This is a genomic window from Streptomyces sp. NPDC020747 (assembly GCF_044334695.1).
Classification (GTDB): domain Bacteria; phylum Actinomycetota; class Actinomycetes; order Streptomycetales; family Streptomycetaceae; genus Streptomyces.
Map to the genome: position 1 here is coordinate 371847 of NZ_JBIRTJ010000003.1, position 17409 is coordinate 389255.

The following is a 17409-nucleotide window of genomic DNA, read 5'->3' on the forward strand; positions in this document are numbered from 1 at the left end:
TGGCGGGGGCGGCGGCGGGGGCGAGGAAGAGTCGTCAGTCGGAGTCCCGTTCCCTTTCTGCCAGGTGGATTACGCATACCGCCACCGCGATCAGCAGGGCGGGATCCGCGTCGTCGCGTACGACCTCGACGCCGTAGGTCTCGCGGACCCGCAGCCACCGGCGGGAGATGTGGGCGAGGAGTTCGCCGTCGTACTCGACGACGAACTCGCGGTCGAGGATCTTGCCGCTGACGTCGAGTTCGGTCCCGTCGGCGAGGGCGACTCGGTAGTGGTTGCGGAGGAGTGACAGCCGCTTGCGGCGGATGGTCGCCAGGGGCTCACCAGCCCGCTCGATGACCATCGTGTCCCGCAGGGCGAGCATCTTCTTGTGGATGTCGATCAGCACCCGCCCCTGCGCGTCCTTCAGCTCGAAGGTGTCCCGCAGCCGCATCGCCTTGCCGTCGACGAGGAAGGCCTTGCGGCCGTGCTCGTCCTCGATCCAGTAGTCGTCGCCGATGCCCAGGAGCCGGTCGCGTACGAGGAATTTCATGCTCTTAGCGGTTCCCCGGCAGCAGGTCCGAAACGCCGTCGGTAGGCCGATGGGCTGAGCCCGGTCTCGCGGCGCAGCCTCGCCCGCAGGTTGGCGGCGGTGCCGAGACCGCTGCGTTCCGCGACGACGTCCAGTCGTTCCTCGCCGCGTTCGATGAGCCGGCAGGCCAGCGTCACCCGTTCGCCCGTCAGCCACGCCAGCGGGGTCGTGCCCAGCTGGGCACGGAAGCGGCGGTGGAGCGTGGCGGGCGACACGGCCGCGTGCGTCGCGAGGTCCGCGACCGTCAGCGGTTCGCCGATCCGGGCCTGCGCCCAGGCCAGCAGCGGTGCCAGCGACTCGTCCCGTACGTCGGGAAGGGGGCGTTCGACGAACTGCCGCTGCCCGCCGTCGCGATGGGACGCGAAGACGAGCCGCCGGGACACGGCGTTCGCGATCTCGGCGCCGTGATCGCGGCGCACGATGTGCAGCCCGAGGTCGAGCGCGGCCGCGCTGCCCGCCGCGGTCAGCACGTCCCCCTCGTCGACGAAGAGCACGTCCGGCTCCAGGAGGACCTTCGGGTGGAGCTCCCGGAACAGGTCGGCCCAGCGCCAGTGGGTGGTGGCCCGGCGCCCGTCCAGGATTCCGGCCTCGGCGAGCGCGAAGCTCCCGGTGCACAGGCTCACGACGCGGGCCCCGCGGGCGTGGGTGCGCCGGACGGCGTCGAGCACGGCCTCGACGCGCGGCACGACGTTGTCGGGGCGGCCCGGGACGACGAGGGTGTCCGCACCGTCCACCGCGTCGAGCCCGGGCACGCCGCTCAGCGTGAAGAAGCCGTGGTTCATGCGGACGCCGGGCGTGGGGGTGCACAGCGTCAGCTCGTACAGCGGCTCAGGGAGGCCCAGTTCGGGTCGGGGCAGTCCGAACAGCTCGGTCGTGACGCCGACTTCGAAGGGGTTGGTGCCCTCGTCGACGATCACGGCGACGCGGTGCGGCCGGCGTCCCGGAGACGAGGGCGGAGCAAGCAGCGCAGGCGGAGTCGGGTGCTGCGAGGATTCTTGCGGCATGTGCGATTTCTAGCACTCGTGCGCCCGGGCCGTCCCGCCGCACGATGAGCCCATGGCCCAGAACAGCGAACCCGTCTCCCTCGCCGCCGCCCTCGCCTCCTTCGACGACCTGTGGAGCCCGCGCATCGTCACCGCCGTCAACGACTACGACGTACGCCTCGCGAAGGTCGAGGGCGAGCATGTCTGGCACACCCACGACCACACCGACGAGTTCTTCCTGGTCGTGGAGGGCGAACTGCGCATCGCCCTGCGCGAGTCCGGCGGTGAGCGCACGGTGGTCCTGCCCAAGGGCTCGCTCTTCACGGTCCCGCGCGGCACCGAGCACAAGCCGAGTTCACCCTCCGGCGCGGCGATCCTCGTCATCGAACCCACCGGCACGCTGTCGGTCGGGGACCGTCACGAGGAGGTCCCCGACCACGTGGACGCCACCACCGGGCACGTGCTGAACAGCTGATCCGTACGGCGGTCGGATGCCGTGACCGTCGGCGGTCGGATGTCGTGGCCGTCGGTGATCAGGCGCCGTAACCGTCGCTGTAGCCGCTGCGGTTGCGGTGCTGTTCCTCTTCGACCGGGGCGCCCGGTCGCACCACGACCCGGCGACGCCTGGCGATGCTGCTGAACGTCGCCACACCGATCAGCCCGACGATCATGAAGATGATGCCGACCAGGTCGAGGTTGACCCCCTGCATGTCCCAGTCGGTCGCGAACGTGAGGATCGCCCCTGCGGCGATCAGAATGATGCACCCGCCCAGGCCCATGGGTGTCGCCTCCTGTTGAAACACAGTTCGTTCCGGGCCCGGAGACCGTGCGGTTCCCGGGTCCGGGGCGAGTACCCGGAAGCCGTACCTCCATGCAGCCGACCCTCCCCGCCCGGGCGACTCCCCGGCCGGGCCTAGCCCTCCAGGAACCCCACCAGTGAGTTCGCCAGCAGGAACGGGTCGGTGGCGCCGCAGAGTTCGCGGGCGCTGTGCATCGAGAGGATGGCCACGCCGATGTCGACCGTCTTGATGCCGTGGCGGGCCGCGGTGATGGGGCCGATGGTGGTGCCGCAGGGCATGGAGTTGTTGGAGACGAAGGTCTGGAAGGGCACGTCGGCCTTCTCGCAGGCGGCGGCCCACACAGCGCGGCCCGAACCGTCCGTCGCGTAGCGGTTGTTGACGTTCACCTTGAGGATCGGGCCGCCGCCCGCGCGCGGGTGGTGCGTCGGGTCGTGCCGCTCGGCGTAGTTCGGGTGGACGGCGTGACCGGTGTCGGAGGAGAGGCAGACCGTGCCGGCGAAGGCGCGGGCCCTGTCCTCGTACGAGCCGCCGCGCGCGAACACCGAACGCTCCAGCACGCTGCCGAGCAGCGGCCCGTCCGCTCCCGTGTCCGACTGCGAGCCGTTCTCCTCGTGGTCGAACGCCGCGAGGACCGGGATGTAGGAGAGGGACGCGTCGGGCGTCGCCACGGCCGCCAGTGCCGCCGTACCGGCGTGCACGGACAGCAGGTTGTCCATGCGCGGGCCCGCGAGCAGCTCCCTGTCGCGGCCCAGGTAGGCGGGCGGTTCGATGGAGTGCACCATCAGGTCCCAGCCGGTGGTCTCGCCCGCGGCCAGCCCCGACTCCTCCTCCAGGAAGCGGATCAGGTCGCCGTCGCGCACGTCGTTGCCCAGGCCCCAGATGGGCTGCAGATGCCGCTGCTTGTCGAGCTTGAGGCCGTCCGAGGTGACGGACCGGTCCAGGTGGATGGCGAGTTGGGGCACGCGCAGCAGCGGCCGGTCGATGTTCACCAGACGAGTCGAGCCGTCCCGGAGCGACAGCCGTCCGGCGAGGCCCAGGTCCCGGTCGAGCCAGGAGTTGAGCAGCGGGCCGCCGTAGACCTCGACCGCGACCTGGCGCCAGCCGTGCGCACCGCTGTCCGGGCGCGGTTTCACCCGCAGGTTGGGGGAGTCGGTGTGCGCCCCGACGACGCGGAAGGCGGTGTGCGGCTCGGCGCCCTCCGGCACGTACCAGGCGATGATCGCGCCCCCGCGCAGCACGTACTTTCCACCGCTCGTCCCGTCCCACGCGTCGGTCTCCGCGACCTGCCGGAAGCCCGCCTTCTCCAGCCGCTCGGCCGCGTTCGCCACGGCGTGGTACGGGGACGGACTCGCCGCCAGGAAGGACATGAGGTCGTCGGTGTGGCCGCGGTCGAAGCGTGGGGGTGTGCGCATGGGTTCACCTTAACGACGTACGAGGGCCCGTTCCCGGGGATGGGAACGGGCCCTCGTGAGGGGTGTGTACAGACCGTGAGACGGGTGGGGATGATCCGCCGCGAAGCCGACGGAAGACGACGGATCGCACTCCCGCGGGCGTCGGTTGGACGCTCCCCGGGGCGCCGGCCGGATGGTGTCGCGGGGGTCGGCCGGGCGGTGGAGCGAGTGCCGGCCGCCTGGTGTCGCGAGGGCCGGCCGGGCGTTCCCGCGGGCACCGGTCGGATGACGTCGCGGGTCCCGGCCGGACGCTCTGCAGGTGCTGACCAGGTGCTGACCAGGTGCTGACCAGGTGCTGACCAGGTGCTGACCAGGTGCTGACCAGGCGGTGTCGCCAGGGTCAGCTGGATGGTGTCGCGGGCCCCGGCAGGGTGGTGCCGCGAGGGTTGGCCGTGCGGCGTCACGAGAGTCGACCAGGCGCCTCGAAGCGACCAGGCGCCTCGAAGGCGGCCGGGCGCCTCGCAGAGGGGCGGGTGCCTCGTAGACGGTCGGCCGACTCGAAGGTTTCCGGACCCGGCGCCCACAGACGTGTGGGCGCCGGGACGGAAGACGCCCCCTCGTGGGCGGGTGGGCGGAAGACGCCCAAGAGCTAGAAGGCGGACTCGTCCAGCTCCATCAGGTCCAGCTCGACGCCCTCGGCGAGCTTGCGCGCGCCGGTGACGCCCGGCAGGACGTTCGCCGCGAAGAACTTCGCCGCGGCGATCTTGCCGGTGTAGAACGGCCGGTCCTTCGCCGAGGCCGTCTCCAGCTTCTCGGCGGCGACGGCGGCACCCTTCAGGAGCAGGTAGCCGACGACCACGTCACCCGACGCCATCAGCAGGCGGGTGCTGTTGAGCCCGACCTTGTAGATGTTCTTGACGTCCTGCTCGGTCGCCGCGAGGTCGGTGAGCATCAGGCCGACGATGGCCTCCAGCTCGACGGCCGCCTTGGCGAGGTGCTCGCGGGCGCCGGACAGCTCCTCGCCGCCGGTGCCGAGCGCGAGGAACTTCTTGATGTCCTCGGCGAGGGAGTTGAGGGCCGCGCCCTGGTTGCGGACGATCTTCCGGAAGAAGAAGTCCTGGCCCTGGATCGCGGTCGTGCCCTCGTACAGGGTGTCGATCTTGGCGTCCCGGATGTACTGCTCGATCGGGTACTCCTGGAGGAACCCGGAGCCGCCGAAGGTCTGCAGGGACTGGGCCAGCTGCTCGTAGCCCTTCTCGGAGCCGTAGCCCTTCACGATCGGCAGGAGCAGGTCGTTGAGGGCCTCAAGGGTGGACGCGTCCTCGCCCTCGGCCTCCTTGACCTGGATCTCGTCCTGGAGCGCGGCGGTGTGCAGCACCAGGGCGCGCATGCCCTCCGCGTACGCCTTCTGCGTCATCAGCGAGCGGCGTACGTCCGGGTGGTGCGTGATGGTGACCTTGGGCGCGGTCTTGTCCATGAACTGCGCGAGGTCGGGGCCCTGGACGCGCTCCTTGGCGTACTCAAGGGCGTTGAGGTAACCCGTCGACAGCGTCGAGATGGCCTTCGTGCCGACCATCATGCGGGCGAACTCGATGATGCGGAACATCTGGCGGATGCCGTCGTGCTTGTCGCCGATGAGCCAGCCCTTGGCCGGGTGGCGGTCGCCGAACGTCATCTCGCAGGTGTTGGAGGCCTTGAGGCCCATCTTGTGCTCGACGTTCGTCGCGTACGCGCCGTTGCGCTCGCCCAGCTCGCCGGTCTCGAAGTCGAACTCGTACTTCGGGACGAGGAAGAGGGACAGGCCCTTGGTGCCGGGGCCGGCACCCTCGGGACGGGCGAGGACGTAGTGGAGGATGTTCTCCGACATGTCGTGCTCACCGGACGTGATGAAGCGCTTGACGCCCTCGATGTGCCAGGAGCCGTCCTCCTGCTCGACCGCCTTGGTACGCCCCGCGCCCACGTCCGAGCCGGCGTCCGGCTCGGTGAGGACCATGGTGGAGCCCCACTGCTTGTCCACGGCGATCTTCGCGATGTGCTTCTGGACGTCGTTTCCCTCTTCGAAGAGGATGCCCGCGAACGCGGGGCCCGAGCAGTACATCCAGACCGCCGGGTTCGCGCCGAGGATCAGCTCCGCGTACGCCCAGATCAGGGAGCGGGGGGCGGTGGTGCCGCCGATCTCCTCGGGCAGGCCGAGCCGCCAGTACTCGGAGTCCATGAAGGCCTGGTAGGACTTCTTGAAGGACGCCGGGACGGGTGCCGTGTTCGTCGCCGGGTCGAAGACGGGCGGGTTGCGGTCGGCGTCCGTGAAGGACTCCGCCAGCTCGTTCTCCGAGAGGCGGGTCAGCTCTTCGAGGATGCTCTTGGCGGTCTCGGTGTCCATCTCCGCGAACGGGCCGGTGCCGTACAGCTTGTCGCGCCCGAGCACCTCGAAGAGGTTGAACTCGATGTCGCGGAGATTCGACTTGTAGTGCCCCATGGCGACGGCTCCGTTAAGGGATCGGGGAGGTGGTGAGTCCTCGGTGACGAGTCCTCGCACCCGGTTCGAGTCTTTTGAGTCTGGCGCGCATCTGGTTCGCGTACCAACTAGTAGCTACGATGATGCTACCCGTCGGTAATAAGAATCAACCCCTGATTGCCCAAGTGTGAGCAGGGTCTACATTTCGGGGTCCACCTTCGGGTGGGAGTGCACGGCTCCGCCACCTGTTCGAGGAAATCCGCCGGGGACGACCGGGCGGGCCGCCCCGCCAGTACTCTTGCCCCCATGTACGGCTACGACCAGAACGTGGGACCGGGGCAGCAGCAGTACGCGCAGTCCCAGCCACCGCCGCAGCAGCAGATGCCCGGTGGCGTCGGCGGGGTCGGCGGATACGGCCAGCAGCCGCCGCTCTACCCCGAGCCGTCGCCGCCGTCGCTCGCCGACGCGGTGCGCGCGTTCACCACGGGGTCGCTGACCCCCGAGGACTTCCAGCAGGTCTTCGCCACCTCCAAGGTCTACTGCCCGCGCGGTGACAACCCCGGTTTCCTGGCGCTGCACAACACCCAGCAGCCCGTGATCCCGATGTTCACCTCGCTCAAGGAACTGCGCCGGTACGCCGGCAAGGAGTCCAAGTACTTCGTGGTCATCGGCGCCGAGGTGATCGACCTGCTCCCCACCGGCTACGGCTTCGTCCTCGACATGGAGGGCGAGCACCGCATCGTCTTCGACGCGAAGGCGGTCGAGCAGATGGTCGACTTCGCCATGCGCCGGATGTACGGCTGACCGCGCCTGCTCCACAGGCGGCCGTCAGAGACCGCCGCGGGCAGGGGGCAAGCGCGTACTGCCCAGTAGGGCCGGCCCGCATCACCGGCCCGCACGACCAGCCGGCACGACCCGCTCCACGAACGACGCCCGGAGGGAATGTCCTCCGGGCGTTCTGCGTTCCGGGTGGCAGGAAGTTCGAGATTCAACTAAACTTCGAGCACAAGGAGGTACCGACATGCCTGCAGTGACCGTCGAGAACCCGCTGACCCTGCCCCGTGTGGCCGCGTCGACCGAGGCCGTGGCACGTCCTGTGCTCACCGTGACCACCGCGCCGAGCGGCTTCGAGGGCGAGGGTTTCCCGGTCCGCCGCGCGTTCGCCGGGATCAACTACCGTCATCTCGACCCGTTCATCATGATGGACCAGATGGGTGAGGTGGAGTACGCGCCGGGCGAGCCCAAGGGCACCCCCTGGCACCCCCACCGCGGCTTCGAGACCGTGACCTACATCATTGACGGCGTCTTCGACCACCAGGACTCGAACGGTGGCGGCGGCACCATCACCAACGGCGACACCCAGTGGATGACCGCGGGCTCGGGCCTCCTGCACATCGAGGCGCCGCCGGAGGCGCTCGTCGTGTCGGGCGGTCTCTTCCACGGGCTCCAGCTGTGGGTGAACCTGCCGGCCAAGGACAAGATGATGGCGCCGCGCTACCAGGACATCCGCGGCGGCTCGGTCCAGCTGCTCAGCACGCCCGACGGCGGCGCGCTCCTGCGCGTCATCGCCGGTGAGCTGGACGGCCACCAGGGTCCCGGCATCACGCACACGCCGATCACCATGATCCACGCGACCGTGACACCCGGCGCCGAGCTCACGCTCCCGTGGCGCGAGGACTTCAACGCCCTCGCGTACGTGATGGCGGGCCGCGGCAGTGTCGGTGCGGACCGTCGCCCGGTCCACACCGGGCAGACGACCGTCTTCGGCGCGGGTTCCTCGCTGACCGTCCGCGCGGACGAGCAGCAGGACGCCAACACCCCGGACCTGGAGGTCGTCATCCTCGGCGGACAGCCGATCCGGGAGCCGATGGCCCACTACGGCCCGTTCGTGATGAACACCCGCGAGGAACTCCAGCAGGCCTTCGACGACTTCCAGAAGGGGCGCCTCGGCACGATCCCGGCGGTGCACGGGATGAGCGAGGGCGGGCTGTAGGCGCCGTTTGACGCCAGGTCCGCGATCGGTCGCGGGGTCCGGTACGGTATGGAAAGGCCCGAAGCCGCAACTTCATTTTGCGACTTCGGGCCTGTTTCGTTGTGTCCCTGGTACAGCACTACGGGACAACGGCACTACGGCAGCACGTAGACCGGGGCTCCGTCCGGCGCACAGCCCGTCTGCCGCACACACCCCCGCTTGAGCAGCATCCGCACGCAGTCATGGACGCGCTCCTGCGGCAGCCCCGTACGGGTGGCGATCTCCTCCAGCCGGTAACGGGCACCGCCGCGCAGGAGCGCCGGGGCCAGGTAGGCCGCCACCGCGTGGACGTCTCCCGTGACGACGAGATTCTTCGCCTTCCAGGTGGCGAGGAGCTGCTGGGATGTCACTTCGAGCTCCGGCGGCGCGGTGGGGCGAGGACGGCCATGGGGAGGCTTGAGTGCCTCGGCGATCTGCTGCAGTGCCTCGGCCATTACGTTCTGGCTGCGGCTGATCTGCCGCAGCAGTTCGCTGCGCTCCTCCTGGAAGGCGAGCAGCAGCTCATCCGCCCGGATGTTCCGCTCTTCGAGCCGCACGATGGCGTCGGCGATCTGCCGGGGCATGGTGTATGCGAGGGCGCCGTCGGGTGTGGGTTGGACGGGGGCCGGTTCCAGAGAGTAGGAACCGGTGTGCTGGAGGGTCTCGATGACCTCGGCGACCCATGCCTTGAAAGGCTCACACTCGGGCTTCGTGCACCCGTTGACAAGTGCGACGAGCCCCTTCAGGTTCACCATCTTCATCGACTTTTGCAGCCGGTGACCTGCGAGTTTGCTCAAGGTGTCTGCTGTGTAGACGCCTTGAGCAAACTCACTCAGACGCTTCTGGCAGTTTGCGGCAACGTGCATCTGCAGGGCTTGACGGGTGTTTGCGTATCCCAGGTTCCCGGCTACGTCCGTCGCCGGGAACCAGTGTTCCCCGTCCGGCGTCGTCAGTCTGCGCATGCGCGCCCCCGTCGCCGCGAACACGAAGTCGTTGATGTCGATCGCGTCCTGTCGCGGTGCCGCCGCACTGTCCGGCCGCATGTTGTTCTGCTCGTACATCGAGCATCACCTCCGCCTCGGAAAGTAGGCACACGGAGGCGCAACTCATGTCCACAGCAAGGATGTTCACCCGATAGGGGGGAGGGGTATCGATTCTGTCGCCCGTTTCCGAGCGGCACCGCGTGCCGTTACCCGCGGGCCCGTAGCCGTACCCGTGCGGGACCCGTCGCCTGGAGGGTGATTCCCGCTGTCAGGGGGACCTCCGTGTCCAGCGCCTCCAGCTCGTAGGAGCGGAGGAGGGTCGCCAGGGCCAGTACGGACTCCAGCATCGAGAAGTGCTGGCCGATGCAGGCGCGCGGGCCGCCGCCGAAGGGGAACCAGGCGTAGCGGTGGCGGGCCGCCTCCCGCTCGGGGGTGAAGCGGTCGGGGTCGAAGCGTTCCGGGTCGTCCCACAGGTCCGGGTGGCGGTGGGTGACCCAGGGCAGGACCAGGACGTCCGCGCCCGCCGGGATCAGGTGCCCGTCGACCTCCGCGGCCTCGACGGACCGCCGGCCGACCACCGGAGCGGCCGGATACAGCCGCATGGACTCCTTCAGAACCCTTGAAAGGTACGGGAGTTCGTCCAGGTCGGCGGCCGAGGGTGACCGCCCCGACGGCAGTCGGTCGGCCTCCTCGTGGGCCCGCTTCTGGGCCTGCGGGTGGCGGGCGAGGAGATGAAGCGCGAAGGCCATGGAGGTCGCGGTCGTCTCGTGGCCGGCGACCAGGAAGACCAGCACCTGGTCGCGGAGTTCGGCCGCGTCGAGGCTGCCGTCCTCCTCGCTGCTCGCCCGGGAGAGAAGGGAGAGCAGGTCGTCGCCGCCGGCGGAGGCGGTTGTGGCGGAGGCGGGTTCGGCCGTCGCGTCGGCCGCCCTGCGCTCCGCGATGATCCGGTCGCAGACCGCGTACACCGCCCGGGACGCCGCCTCGGCCCGGCGGTTGGACGGGAGGGGCCAGGAGCGCGGCGGGTTGACGGGGGAGTAGCCGCGCCGCGTGACGTACTCGCTGACCACGGGGAAGTTGTCGTGGATGACGTCGACCGCGGCCTCGACGTCCGCGCCGAACAGGATGCGCGAGACCGTGCGCAGCGCGAGCCGGTCCATCTCCGGGACCACGTCGACCACGCCGTCGGGCGCGTCCCGCCAGCGCTCCACCGTGCCGTCTGCCTCCAGCGTCACCGCCCCTGCGTAGCCGTCCACCTGCCGTTTCGTGAACAGCGGCTGGATCAGCCGGCGTTGGCGCAGGTAGTCGGCGTCCTGCGCGGTGAGCAGGCCGTTGCCGGCGGACTGCCGCAGCTCCTCGTAGAACCGGTTGTCCTTGCGGAAGTTGGCCGCCTGCGAGGCAAGGATCTGCTGCACGCCCTCCGCCGAGAAGACGCAGTGCAGCACGGTGCGGGCTCCCGGTGGGCCCGCGGAGAGACGCACCACGTCGCCGTGGTCCCGCCGGGCGCGGAGGAAGGCCTCCAGCGAGTCGCGCCGGAGGTCGAGTGCCGAGCCGAGCAGGGGGAGGCCTTTGGGCCCTGGTATCTCAGTGATGGCGGCCATGGCTCGCATCATCGCGCACCGGTCCCCCGACAGGTCCCCCTTTCAGCCCTCCCGGAGCGCCACCCCGTCTGACGCGTGGTCAGGTGGAGGCGTGCAGCCCCTGCTTCCGGAATCCGCCCGGCTCCTGCCCGAACCCGTGCGCCGGGTGGCCGCCTGGTGTGTCGTCGTGCTGCTGGTCACCGGGGTCGTGGTGATCGGTGTGCGGCTGTGCGTCGAGTTCAGGACCGCGGTGGTGCCGGTGCTGCTCGCGCTGCTCGGGACGGCGCTGCTCGGGCCGCTGTACCGGCGGCTGGTGCGGGCGAAGGTGAACCGGTCGATCGCGGCCGGCGTGACCTGCGCCGCCGTGCTCGCCGTCGTCGGCGGGGCCACGTACATCGTGGTGGCCGCGCTGATCGACACCGGTGACGAGATCACCACCTCGCTCAAGCAGGCCGCCGAGTCGCTGTCCGAGCACTTCGGGGCGGCCGGCACCTCGCTCGACGACCTCGCCTCCAACGCCAGGGAGCTGCTGGGCAAGTTCGGCGGGACGGCGGCGTCCGGGGTGATCAGCGGGATCAGCGTCGTGGGCGAGGCCATCGCCATGGCCGTGCTCGCGCTGCTGCTCGTCTTCTTCTTCCTGCGGGACTCGCACCGGGCGGCCGGGACCCTGCGCTCGCTGGTGCCGCAGGGCTCGGGCGACATGACCGAGGCGATGGCGCGGCGGGCGTACCAGGCCGTCGAGGGCTTCATGCGCGGGACGACGTTCATCGCGCTCATCGACGCGATCTGCATCACCGTGGGCCTGCTCGTGCTGCGGGTGCCGGGGGCGGTCGGGCTCGGCGCGCTCGTGTTCGTCGGCGCGTACATCCCGTACCTGGGCGCCTTCCTCTCCGGCGCGGTGGCGATTCTCGTGGCCCTCGCGGACCGCGGTTTCGTGATCGCGCTGTGGGCGCTGGGAGTCGTCCTGGCCGTGCAGGTCCTGGAAGGGCATGTGCTCCAGCCGATGATCCAGAGCAGGACCGTGCAGATGCACCCCGCCGTCGTCATGCTCGCGATCACCGCGGGCGCGTCGGTGGCGGGCATCCTCGGAATGCTGCTGGCGGTGCCCCTGACGGCGGCGGCGTTCGGGGTGATCGCGGAACTGCGGGGGCGTTACGCGTCTCCGGAGGCCTCGGTGACGTCGGAGACATCGGTGACCCCGGAAAAGCCGGGAACCCCGGGTTCGGCCTCGCCGCCCGGTTCCTCCTCGCCCGGCCCCACCTCATAGAGCTCGAACCAGATGCTCTTGCCCTCGCCCCGCGGGTCCACCCCCCACGCGTCCGCGAGGAGCTCCATCAGCATCAAACCCCGGCCGGAGGAGGCCAGTTCGCCGGGATGCCGCTTGTGGGGCAGGTCGTCGCTCCCGTCCGTCACCTGGATCCGTATCCGACGGGCCCCCGCCACGCCCGTCATCTCGGCGACGAGCAGCGCGTCGGCGTCGGTGTGGACGAGGACGTTCGTGACCATCTCGGAGACCAGCAGGACCGCCGAGTCGACCTGGTCGGCGGAGGCCCAGTCGTGCAGGAACTCCCGCAGCTGCTGCCGGGCTCCCGCGACCCGCTGGTGCTCGGCCTGGGCGACGGTCACCATCGTGCGGCGCGTGGAAGGCCGCTCGGTCACGGTGTCGTCGGGGCCGCTGTGCTCCCCCGCCCTGCTCAGCAGCAGCACCGCTATGTCGTCCTCGCGGCGGTCCACCAGCGGCCCGGTCGTGTGATGCGAGGAGGGCCCGTGCACGGCCTGGACCAGTGCGTCGGCGAGCGCCTCCATGTCGCCGTCGTGGCTCTCCAGGATCTTGCGGATCCGCCGCCAGCCGGTGTCCAGGTCGTGCCCGCCGGTCTCGATGAGCCCGTCCGTGCAGATCAGCATGGTCTCGCCGGGCTCCAGGACGAGCCGCGTCGTCGGATAGTCGGCGTCCGGGTCGATGCCGAGCGGCAGCCCGCCCGCGGTCGGCCGGGTCAGCACGGTCCCGTCGGCCATGCGTATCGCCGGGTCCGGATGCCCGGCCCTGGCTATCTCCAGGACCCCGCTCTCCGGATCGACCTCCACGTACAGGCAGGTCGCGAAGCGCAGGTCCGCGACCTCCTCGTCGTAGGTGATCCCGTACAGGAAGCGTGAGGCGCGCGAGAGGACCGCGTCCGGGCGGTGTCCCTCGGAGGCGTACGCCCGCAGCGCGATCCGGAGCTGGCCCATCAGCCCGGCGGCGCGTACGTCATGGCCCTGGACGTCGCCGATGACAAGGGCGAAGCGGCCACCCCCGGGGCTGTTCCGGGAGGTGCCGCCGGGCAGCGGGATCATGTCGTACCAGTCGCCGCCCACCTGGAGCCCGCCGCCGGTGGGCACATAGCGGGCCGCGACGCTCATGCCCGGGATCTGCGGCCCCAGGGTGGGCAGCATCGAGCGCTGGAGGCCGTCCGTGAGCTCGCGCTCGGACTCGGCGACCCCGGCCCGCGAGAGGGCCTGCGCCAGCATCCGCGCCACCGTCGTCAGCACGGAACGCTCGTCGGGCGTGAACGTGACGGGGTACGTGAAGGCCGCCATCCACGCGCCCATCGTGCGGCCCGCGAACGTGAGCGGCAGGAACGCCCAGGACTGGCGGTCGAAGTGTTGGGCGAGCGGCCAGGCGGCCGGATAGCGGTCGCGGTAGTGGTCGGGCGAGGAGAGATAGACGGCACGGCCGGTACGGACGACCTCCGCGGCCGGATAGTCCGTGTCCAGCGGCATCTGGGTGAACGGCTCCTCGTCCTCGGGGCTGTGCCCGTGGTGGCCGATGACCGTCAGCCGGTCGCCCTCCGCGCCGAAGACCGCGAGCCCGTCCGGTGAGAAACCGGGCATTGACAGGCCCGCCGCGACCCGCAGCACCTCCGCCGTGGAACGTGCCTCGGCCAGTGCCCGCCCCGCGTCCAGCAGGAACGCCTCGCGCGAGCGTCTCCAGTCGCCCGTGACCGGCGTACGCGCGGCGGCTCCGGGCGGCGGTTCGGTGACCTCCTGCATGGTGCCGATCAGCTGGTACGACCCGGTGCCCGGGTCGATCGACGGCTTGGAACGGCTGCGTACGGTACGGATCACATGGCCCTGCTCGTCCATGACCCTCAGCCGCAGCTCGGCGAGGGTGCCCTCGGAGGCGGCGAGCTGGACCACCCCGTTGACCTCGTTCCAGTCGACGGGGTGGAAACGGGCCCGTACGCCTGCCTCCGTGAGCACGGTCGGCTCCGCGGGCAGGCCGAGGAGCCGGGAGGCCTCGGCGTCGAGGGTTACCTTCCCGGCGGCGTCGTCCCACCTCCACAGGCCGGTGGCGAGGGTGGCGAGGACGTCCCCCACTGAGGGAAGGGGATCACCGATGCGCATTGCCCCACTGTATGAAGAGGTGAACACAAGCTGCCACCGAGGCAGGTGGGACGCGGGGTGAGCGCCGCGTGGCAGCGGGTGGCGGAACTATTGCGAACAGCGATCTTGGGGTGGCCGGTAGGCTTGCGGTGTTTCACGTGAAACAACGCCCCCGACCGCGAAGACTGGATGAAACGACGATGCATCGGTACAGGTCCCACACCTGCGGCGAGCTCCGCGCCTCTGACGTCGGCAGCGACGTCCGGCTGAGCGGCTGGCTGCACAATCGCCGAGACCTGGGCGGCATCCTCTTCATCGATCTGCGCGACCACTACGGCATCACGCAGCTCGTCGCCCGCCCCGGCACCCCCGCGTACGAGGCCCTGGACAAGCTCTCCAAGGAGTCCACGGTCCGCATCGACGGCAAGGTCGTCTCGCGTGGCACGGAGAACGTGAACGCGGAGCTGCCGACCGGCGAGATCGAGGTCGAGGTCGGCGAGGTCGAGCTGCTCGGCGCGGCCGCCCCGCTGCCCTTCACGATCAATGCCGAGGACGGTGTGAACGAGGAGCGGCGTCTGGAGTACCGCTTCCTCGACCTGCGCCGCGAGCGCATGCACCGCAACATCCTGCTGCGTACGTCGGTCATCTCCGCCATCCGTCACAAGATGACGGCGCTGGGCTTCAACGAGATGGCGACCCCGATCCTCAGCGCCACCTCCCCCGAGGGCGCGCGCGACTTCGTGGTCCCGTCCCGTCTGAACCCGGGCAGGTTCTACGCCCTCCCCCAGGCGCCGCAGCAGTTCAAGCAGCTGCTGATGATCTCGGGCTTCGACCGGTACTTCCAGATCGCGCCCTGCTTCCGTGACGAGGACGCGCGCGCCGACCGTTCGCCGGGCGAGTTCTACCAGCTCGACGTGGAGATGTCCTTCGTCGAGCAGGAGGACGTGTTCCAGCCCATCGAGAAGCTCATGACCGAGCTGTTCGAGGAGTTCGGCAAGGGCCGTCATGTGACGTCCCCGTTCCCGCGCATCCCGTTCCGCGAGGCGATGCTGAAGTACGGCTCGGACAAGCCGGACCTGCGGGCCCAGCTGGAGCTCACCGACATCACCGACGTCTTCGAGGGCTCGGAGTTCAAGGCCTTCGCGGGCAAGCACGTACGCGCCCTGGCGGTGCCGGACGTGGCCGCGCAGTCCCGGAAGTTCTTCGACCAGCTCGGTGACTACGCGGTCTCGCAGGGCGCGAAGGGCCTGGCCTGGGTGCGGGTGGCCGAGGACGGTTCGCTGACGGGCCCGATCGCGAAGTTCCTGACCGAGGAGAACGTCGCCGAGCTGACGAAGCGCCTGTCGCTCGCGGCCGGCCACGCCGTCTTCTTCGGCGCGGGCGAGTTCGACGAGGTCTCCAAGATCATGGGCGCGGTCCGCGTCGAGGCCGCCAAGCGCGCCGGGCACTTCGAGGACGGCGTCTTCCGGTTCTGCTGGATCGTCGACTTCCCGATGTACGAGAAGGACGAGGACACCGGGAAGATCGACTTCTCGCACAACCCGTTCTCGATGCCGCAGGGCGGTCTTGAGGCCCTGCAGACCCAGGACCCGCTGGACATCCTGGGCTGGCAGTACGACATCGTCTGCAACGGCGTCGAGCTGTCCTCCGGTGCCATCCGGAACCACGAGCCGGAGATCATGCTCAAGGCCTTCGAGATCGCGGGCTACGACCGTGAGACCGTCGAGGAGCAGTTCGCGGGCATGCTCCGCGCCTTCCGCTTCGGCGCCCCGCCGCACGGCGGGATCGCCCCGGGCGTCGACCGCATCGTGATGCTCCTCGCCGACGAGCCGAACATCCGGGAGACCATCGCGTTCCCGCTGAACGGCAACGCGCAGGACCTGATGATGGGCGCGCCGACGGAGCTGGATGAGACGCGACTGCGTGAGCTGCACCTCTCGGTGCGGAAGCCTCAGCCGAAGTAGGGCCCTGCGGGCCCCGCTCTCAGGTGGTTTGCGGGCCCGGCTCTCGGGCCGGGCCCGCCCACGCGGCGGAGCCGCATGCTGCAACAGCCCCGCGCCCTTTCAGGGGCGCCCCTCGTCTGGACTTTCATCGTGGTCCGGGAGGGGCGGGAGTCGCAGGTCGCCCCGTACCGGGCCCTCGTCGTCGTGGCCGCGGGCGTAGCGGTGCACGCGTACCTGGAGGTTCATGCGCCGGGACTCCTTGCTGAGCCGGCGCCGCTCGCGTCGGCCGGCCTCGTCGTCGTCCAGCTCGTTGTACCGTCGGCGGGTCTCCCAGAACGAGCGCTCCTGGGCGGCCGCCGCCTCCCCGGGCGTGACATCCTCCGGGTCCTCCGAGTCGTTCCGGCTCCCGCCGGATTCGTCTGTCATGTGTCACAGAGTGGCATGAAGCGACGGTCACGGAGAGTAAATTTCCGGATGCTGCCATGTGGGTGACGAGGTTTGTTCCCGCGCCGTAGAGATCCGGACAGCGCAGGCGTGCCGCAGTCGTGATCTTCCCGGGAGTGTCGTGCTTCCTCCCTGGTCGGCGCCACCTTGCGCGGCTTGCTCCCGCAGAGAACGCGCCCTGCTTCACGCTCCTCAACTCTCCCTCGCGCTACGTCACTTACTGGCCATTTGCCTGTTTGACGATGAAGCGTCCCGGCCCACACGCTCCTTGGGCACGCGGTCTCCCTGTTGCTCAGGGTGACTCCGGATGGGCCCCAGGCTGCCCGGGGCCGGACGAGAGGAAGACCAACGATGGCCCGTAGCGCGGAGAAGCAGCAGAAGCCGGTCCGCAAGTCGCTGACCGAGCGCACCCACGACGAGCTGGAGATCGCAGGGTTCGACGAGGTCGATACCCCCGAGGCCGACATCGTCAGCCTCGGCGGCGCCAGCTACACCAAGATGCTCGGCAAGATCTACGCCTGACCGCTCCCCCCGGGGCTCCGGCGTGCGATGCGCCGGGGCCCCGACATCCGTCGCGCCGGACCCCGGAGAGCCCGTCGATGCTGAGCATCACCTCGGAACTGCCCTACTTGGACCAGGCCGGTCACGTCTACGTGCCGCTCGCCGGACCGGCACGGTCCTGTCTGAAGCTCAACCGTCACGCGTCCCGCGTCTGGCGCGAGGCCCTGCGCCGGCCCGTGGACCTCGACACCCTGCCCGAGCCCGACCGGGACTTCCTCCTCGGCCTCACCCGGAACGGCGTCCTGCACACCGCGCCCGCGCCGACGTCCGCCACAGGACCGGCGTCAGCCTCGGTGCCCGCGCCCGTGTCCCCGTCCGAGGGAGTCTGAG

16 protein-coding genes are annotated in these 17409 nt (G+C 70.0%); 7 read left to right on the top strand and 9 right to left on the bottom strand.

All coding sequences use genetic code 11. The annotated features are described in order from the left end of the window. Nucleotides 1–34 precede the first annotated feature (34 nt). Nucleotides 35–529, bottom strand: coding sequence for an LURP-one-related family protein (locus ACH4YP_RS10840; RefSeq protein ID WP_361057639.1), 495 nt, complete (start codon nt 527–529; stop codon nt 35–37). Continuing rightward, the gene (locus ACH4YP_RS10845) at nt 526–1572 is read right to left on the bottom strand and encodes a GlxA family transcriptional regulator (protein ID WP_398490264.1); all 1047 of its coding nucleotides are present in this window, start codon (nt 1570–1572) and stop codon (nt 526–528) included. The genes ACH4YP_RS10840 and ACH4YP_RS10845 overlap by 4 nt, the downstream gene beginning before the upstream one ends. A gap of 52 nt (nt 1573–1624) precedes the next feature. On the opposite strand from ACH4YP_RS10845, the gene ACH4YP_RS10850 reads away from it, so the two are divergent. Continuing rightward, entirely contained in the window at nt 1625–2026 is a 402-nt protein-coding gene (locus ACH4YP_RS10850; RefSeq protein WP_361057643.1) for a cupin domain-containing protein, read from the top strand. A gap of 58 nt (nt 2027–2084) precedes the next feature. Here ACH4YP_RS10850 and ACH4YP_RS10855 read toward each other — a convergent pair whose 3' ends face one another. The 3 genes from ACH4YP_RS10855 to ACH4YP_RS10865 all read right to left on the bottom strand — a co-directional run bounded on the left by ACH4YP_RS10855 (nt 2085) and on the right by ACH4YP_RS10865 (nt 6218). Beyond that, nucleotides 2085–2330, bottom strand: a complete 246-nt coding sequence (locus tag ACH4YP_RS10855) for a hypothetical protein (RefSeq protein WP_361057645.1) — start codon at nt 2328–2330, stop codon at nt 2085–2087. 134 nt (nt 2331–2464) lie between these two features. Then, entirely contained in the window at nt 2465–3763 is a 1299-nt protein-coding gene (locus ACH4YP_RS10860; protein ID WP_398490266.1) for a M18 family aminopeptidase, read from the bottom strand. 628 nt (nt 3764–4391) lie between these two features. Further along, nucleotides 4392–6218 carry an acyl-CoA dehydrogenase gene (locus tag ACH4YP_RS10865; RefSeq protein WP_398490268.1) on the bottom strand — a complete coding sequence of 609 codons (1827 nt, stop codon included), beginning with the start codon at nt 6216–6218 and terminating at the stop codon, nt 4392–4394. Between the two features lie 285 nt (nt 6219–6503). On the opposite strand from ACH4YP_RS10865, the gene ACH4YP_RS10870 reads away from it, so the two are divergent. Beyond that, nucleotides 6504–7001, top strand: coding sequence for an SseB family protein (locus ACH4YP_RS10870; protein WP_055615632.1), 498 nt, complete (start codon nt 6504–6506; stop codon nt 6999–7001). A 217-nt stretch (nt 7002–7218) separates the two neighbouring features. Then, nucleotides 7219–8190, top strand: a complete 972-nt coding sequence (locus tag ACH4YP_RS10875; RefSeq protein ID WP_398490270.1) for a pirin family protein — start codon at nt 7219–7221, stop codon at nt 8188–8190. 134 nt (nt 8191–8324) lie between these two features. On the opposite strand, the gene ACH4YP_RS10880 is transcribed toward ACH4YP_RS10875, so the two are convergent. Together ACH4YP_RS10880 and ACH4YP_RS10885 are read right to left on the bottom strand one after the other, a co-directional pair. Then, nucleotides 8325–9269 (bottom strand): Bro-N domain-containing protein, encoded by a 945-nt coding sequence (locus tag ACH4YP_RS10880; RefSeq protein WP_398490272.1) that lies wholly within the window; start codon nt 9267–9269, stop codon nt 8325–8327. A gap of 128 nt (nt 9270–9397) precedes the next feature. Beyond that, nucleotides 9398–10789, bottom strand: a complete 1392-nt coding sequence (locus ACH4YP_RS10885; protein ID WP_398490274.1) for a cytochrome P450 — start codon at nt 10787–10789, stop codon at nt 9398–9400. A gap of 91 nt (nt 10790–10880) precedes the next feature. Between ACH4YP_RS10885 and ACH4YP_RS10890 the strand changes: the two genes are divergently transcribed. Then, nucleotides 10881–12035 carry an AI-2E family transporter gene (locus tag ACH4YP_RS10890; RefSeq protein ID WP_361057657.1) on the top strand — a complete coding sequence of 385 codons (1155 nt, stop codon included), beginning with the start codon at nt 10881–10883 and terminating at the stop codon, nt 12033–12035. Here ACH4YP_RS10890 and ACH4YP_RS10895 read toward each other — a convergent pair. Further along, nucleotides 11921–14152 (bottom strand): SpoIIE family protein phosphatase, encoded by a 2232-nt coding sequence (locus ACH4YP_RS10895; protein WP_361057658.1) that lies wholly within the window; start codon nt 14150–14152, stop codon nt 11921–11923. The genes ACH4YP_RS10890 and ACH4YP_RS10895 overlap by 115 nt on opposite strands. A gap of 179 nt (nt 14153–14331) precedes the next feature. On the opposite strand from ACH4YP_RS10895, the gene aspS reads away from it, so the two are divergent. Continuing rightward, nucleotides 14332–16095 carry an aspartate--tRNA ligase gene (gene aspS / locus ACH4YP_RS10900; RefSeq protein ID WP_361057660.1) on the top strand — a complete coding sequence of 588 codons (1764 nt, stop codon included), beginning with the start codon at nt 14332–14334 and terminating at the stop codon, nt 16093–16095. A 99-nt stretch (nt 16096–16194) separates the two neighbouring features. Here the strand turns inward: aspS and ACH4YP_RS10905 are convergent, their stop codons facing one another. Continuing rightward, nucleotides 16195–16500, bottom strand: coding sequence for a hypothetical protein (locus ACH4YP_RS10905; protein ID WP_398490277.1), 306 nt, complete (start codon nt 16498–16500; stop codon nt 16195–16197). Between the two features lie 369 nt (nt 16501–16869). Between ACH4YP_RS10905 and ACH4YP_RS10910 the strand changes: the two genes are divergently transcribed. Together ACH4YP_RS10910 and ACH4YP_RS10915 are read left to right on the top strand one after the other, a co-directional pair. Then, nucleotides 16870–17040, top strand: coding sequence for a hypothetical protein (locus ACH4YP_RS10910; RefSeq protein ID WP_157881425.1), 171 nt, complete (start codon nt 16870–16872; stop codon nt 17038–17040). A 77-nt stretch (nt 17041–17117) separates the two neighbouring features. Next, complete coding sequence (locus tag ACH4YP_RS10915; RefSeq protein WP_398490279.1) at nt 17118–17408, top strand: hypothetical protein; 291 nt, start codon at nt 17118–17120, stop codon at nt 17406–17408. Nucleotide 17409: the final 1 nt, after the last annotated feature.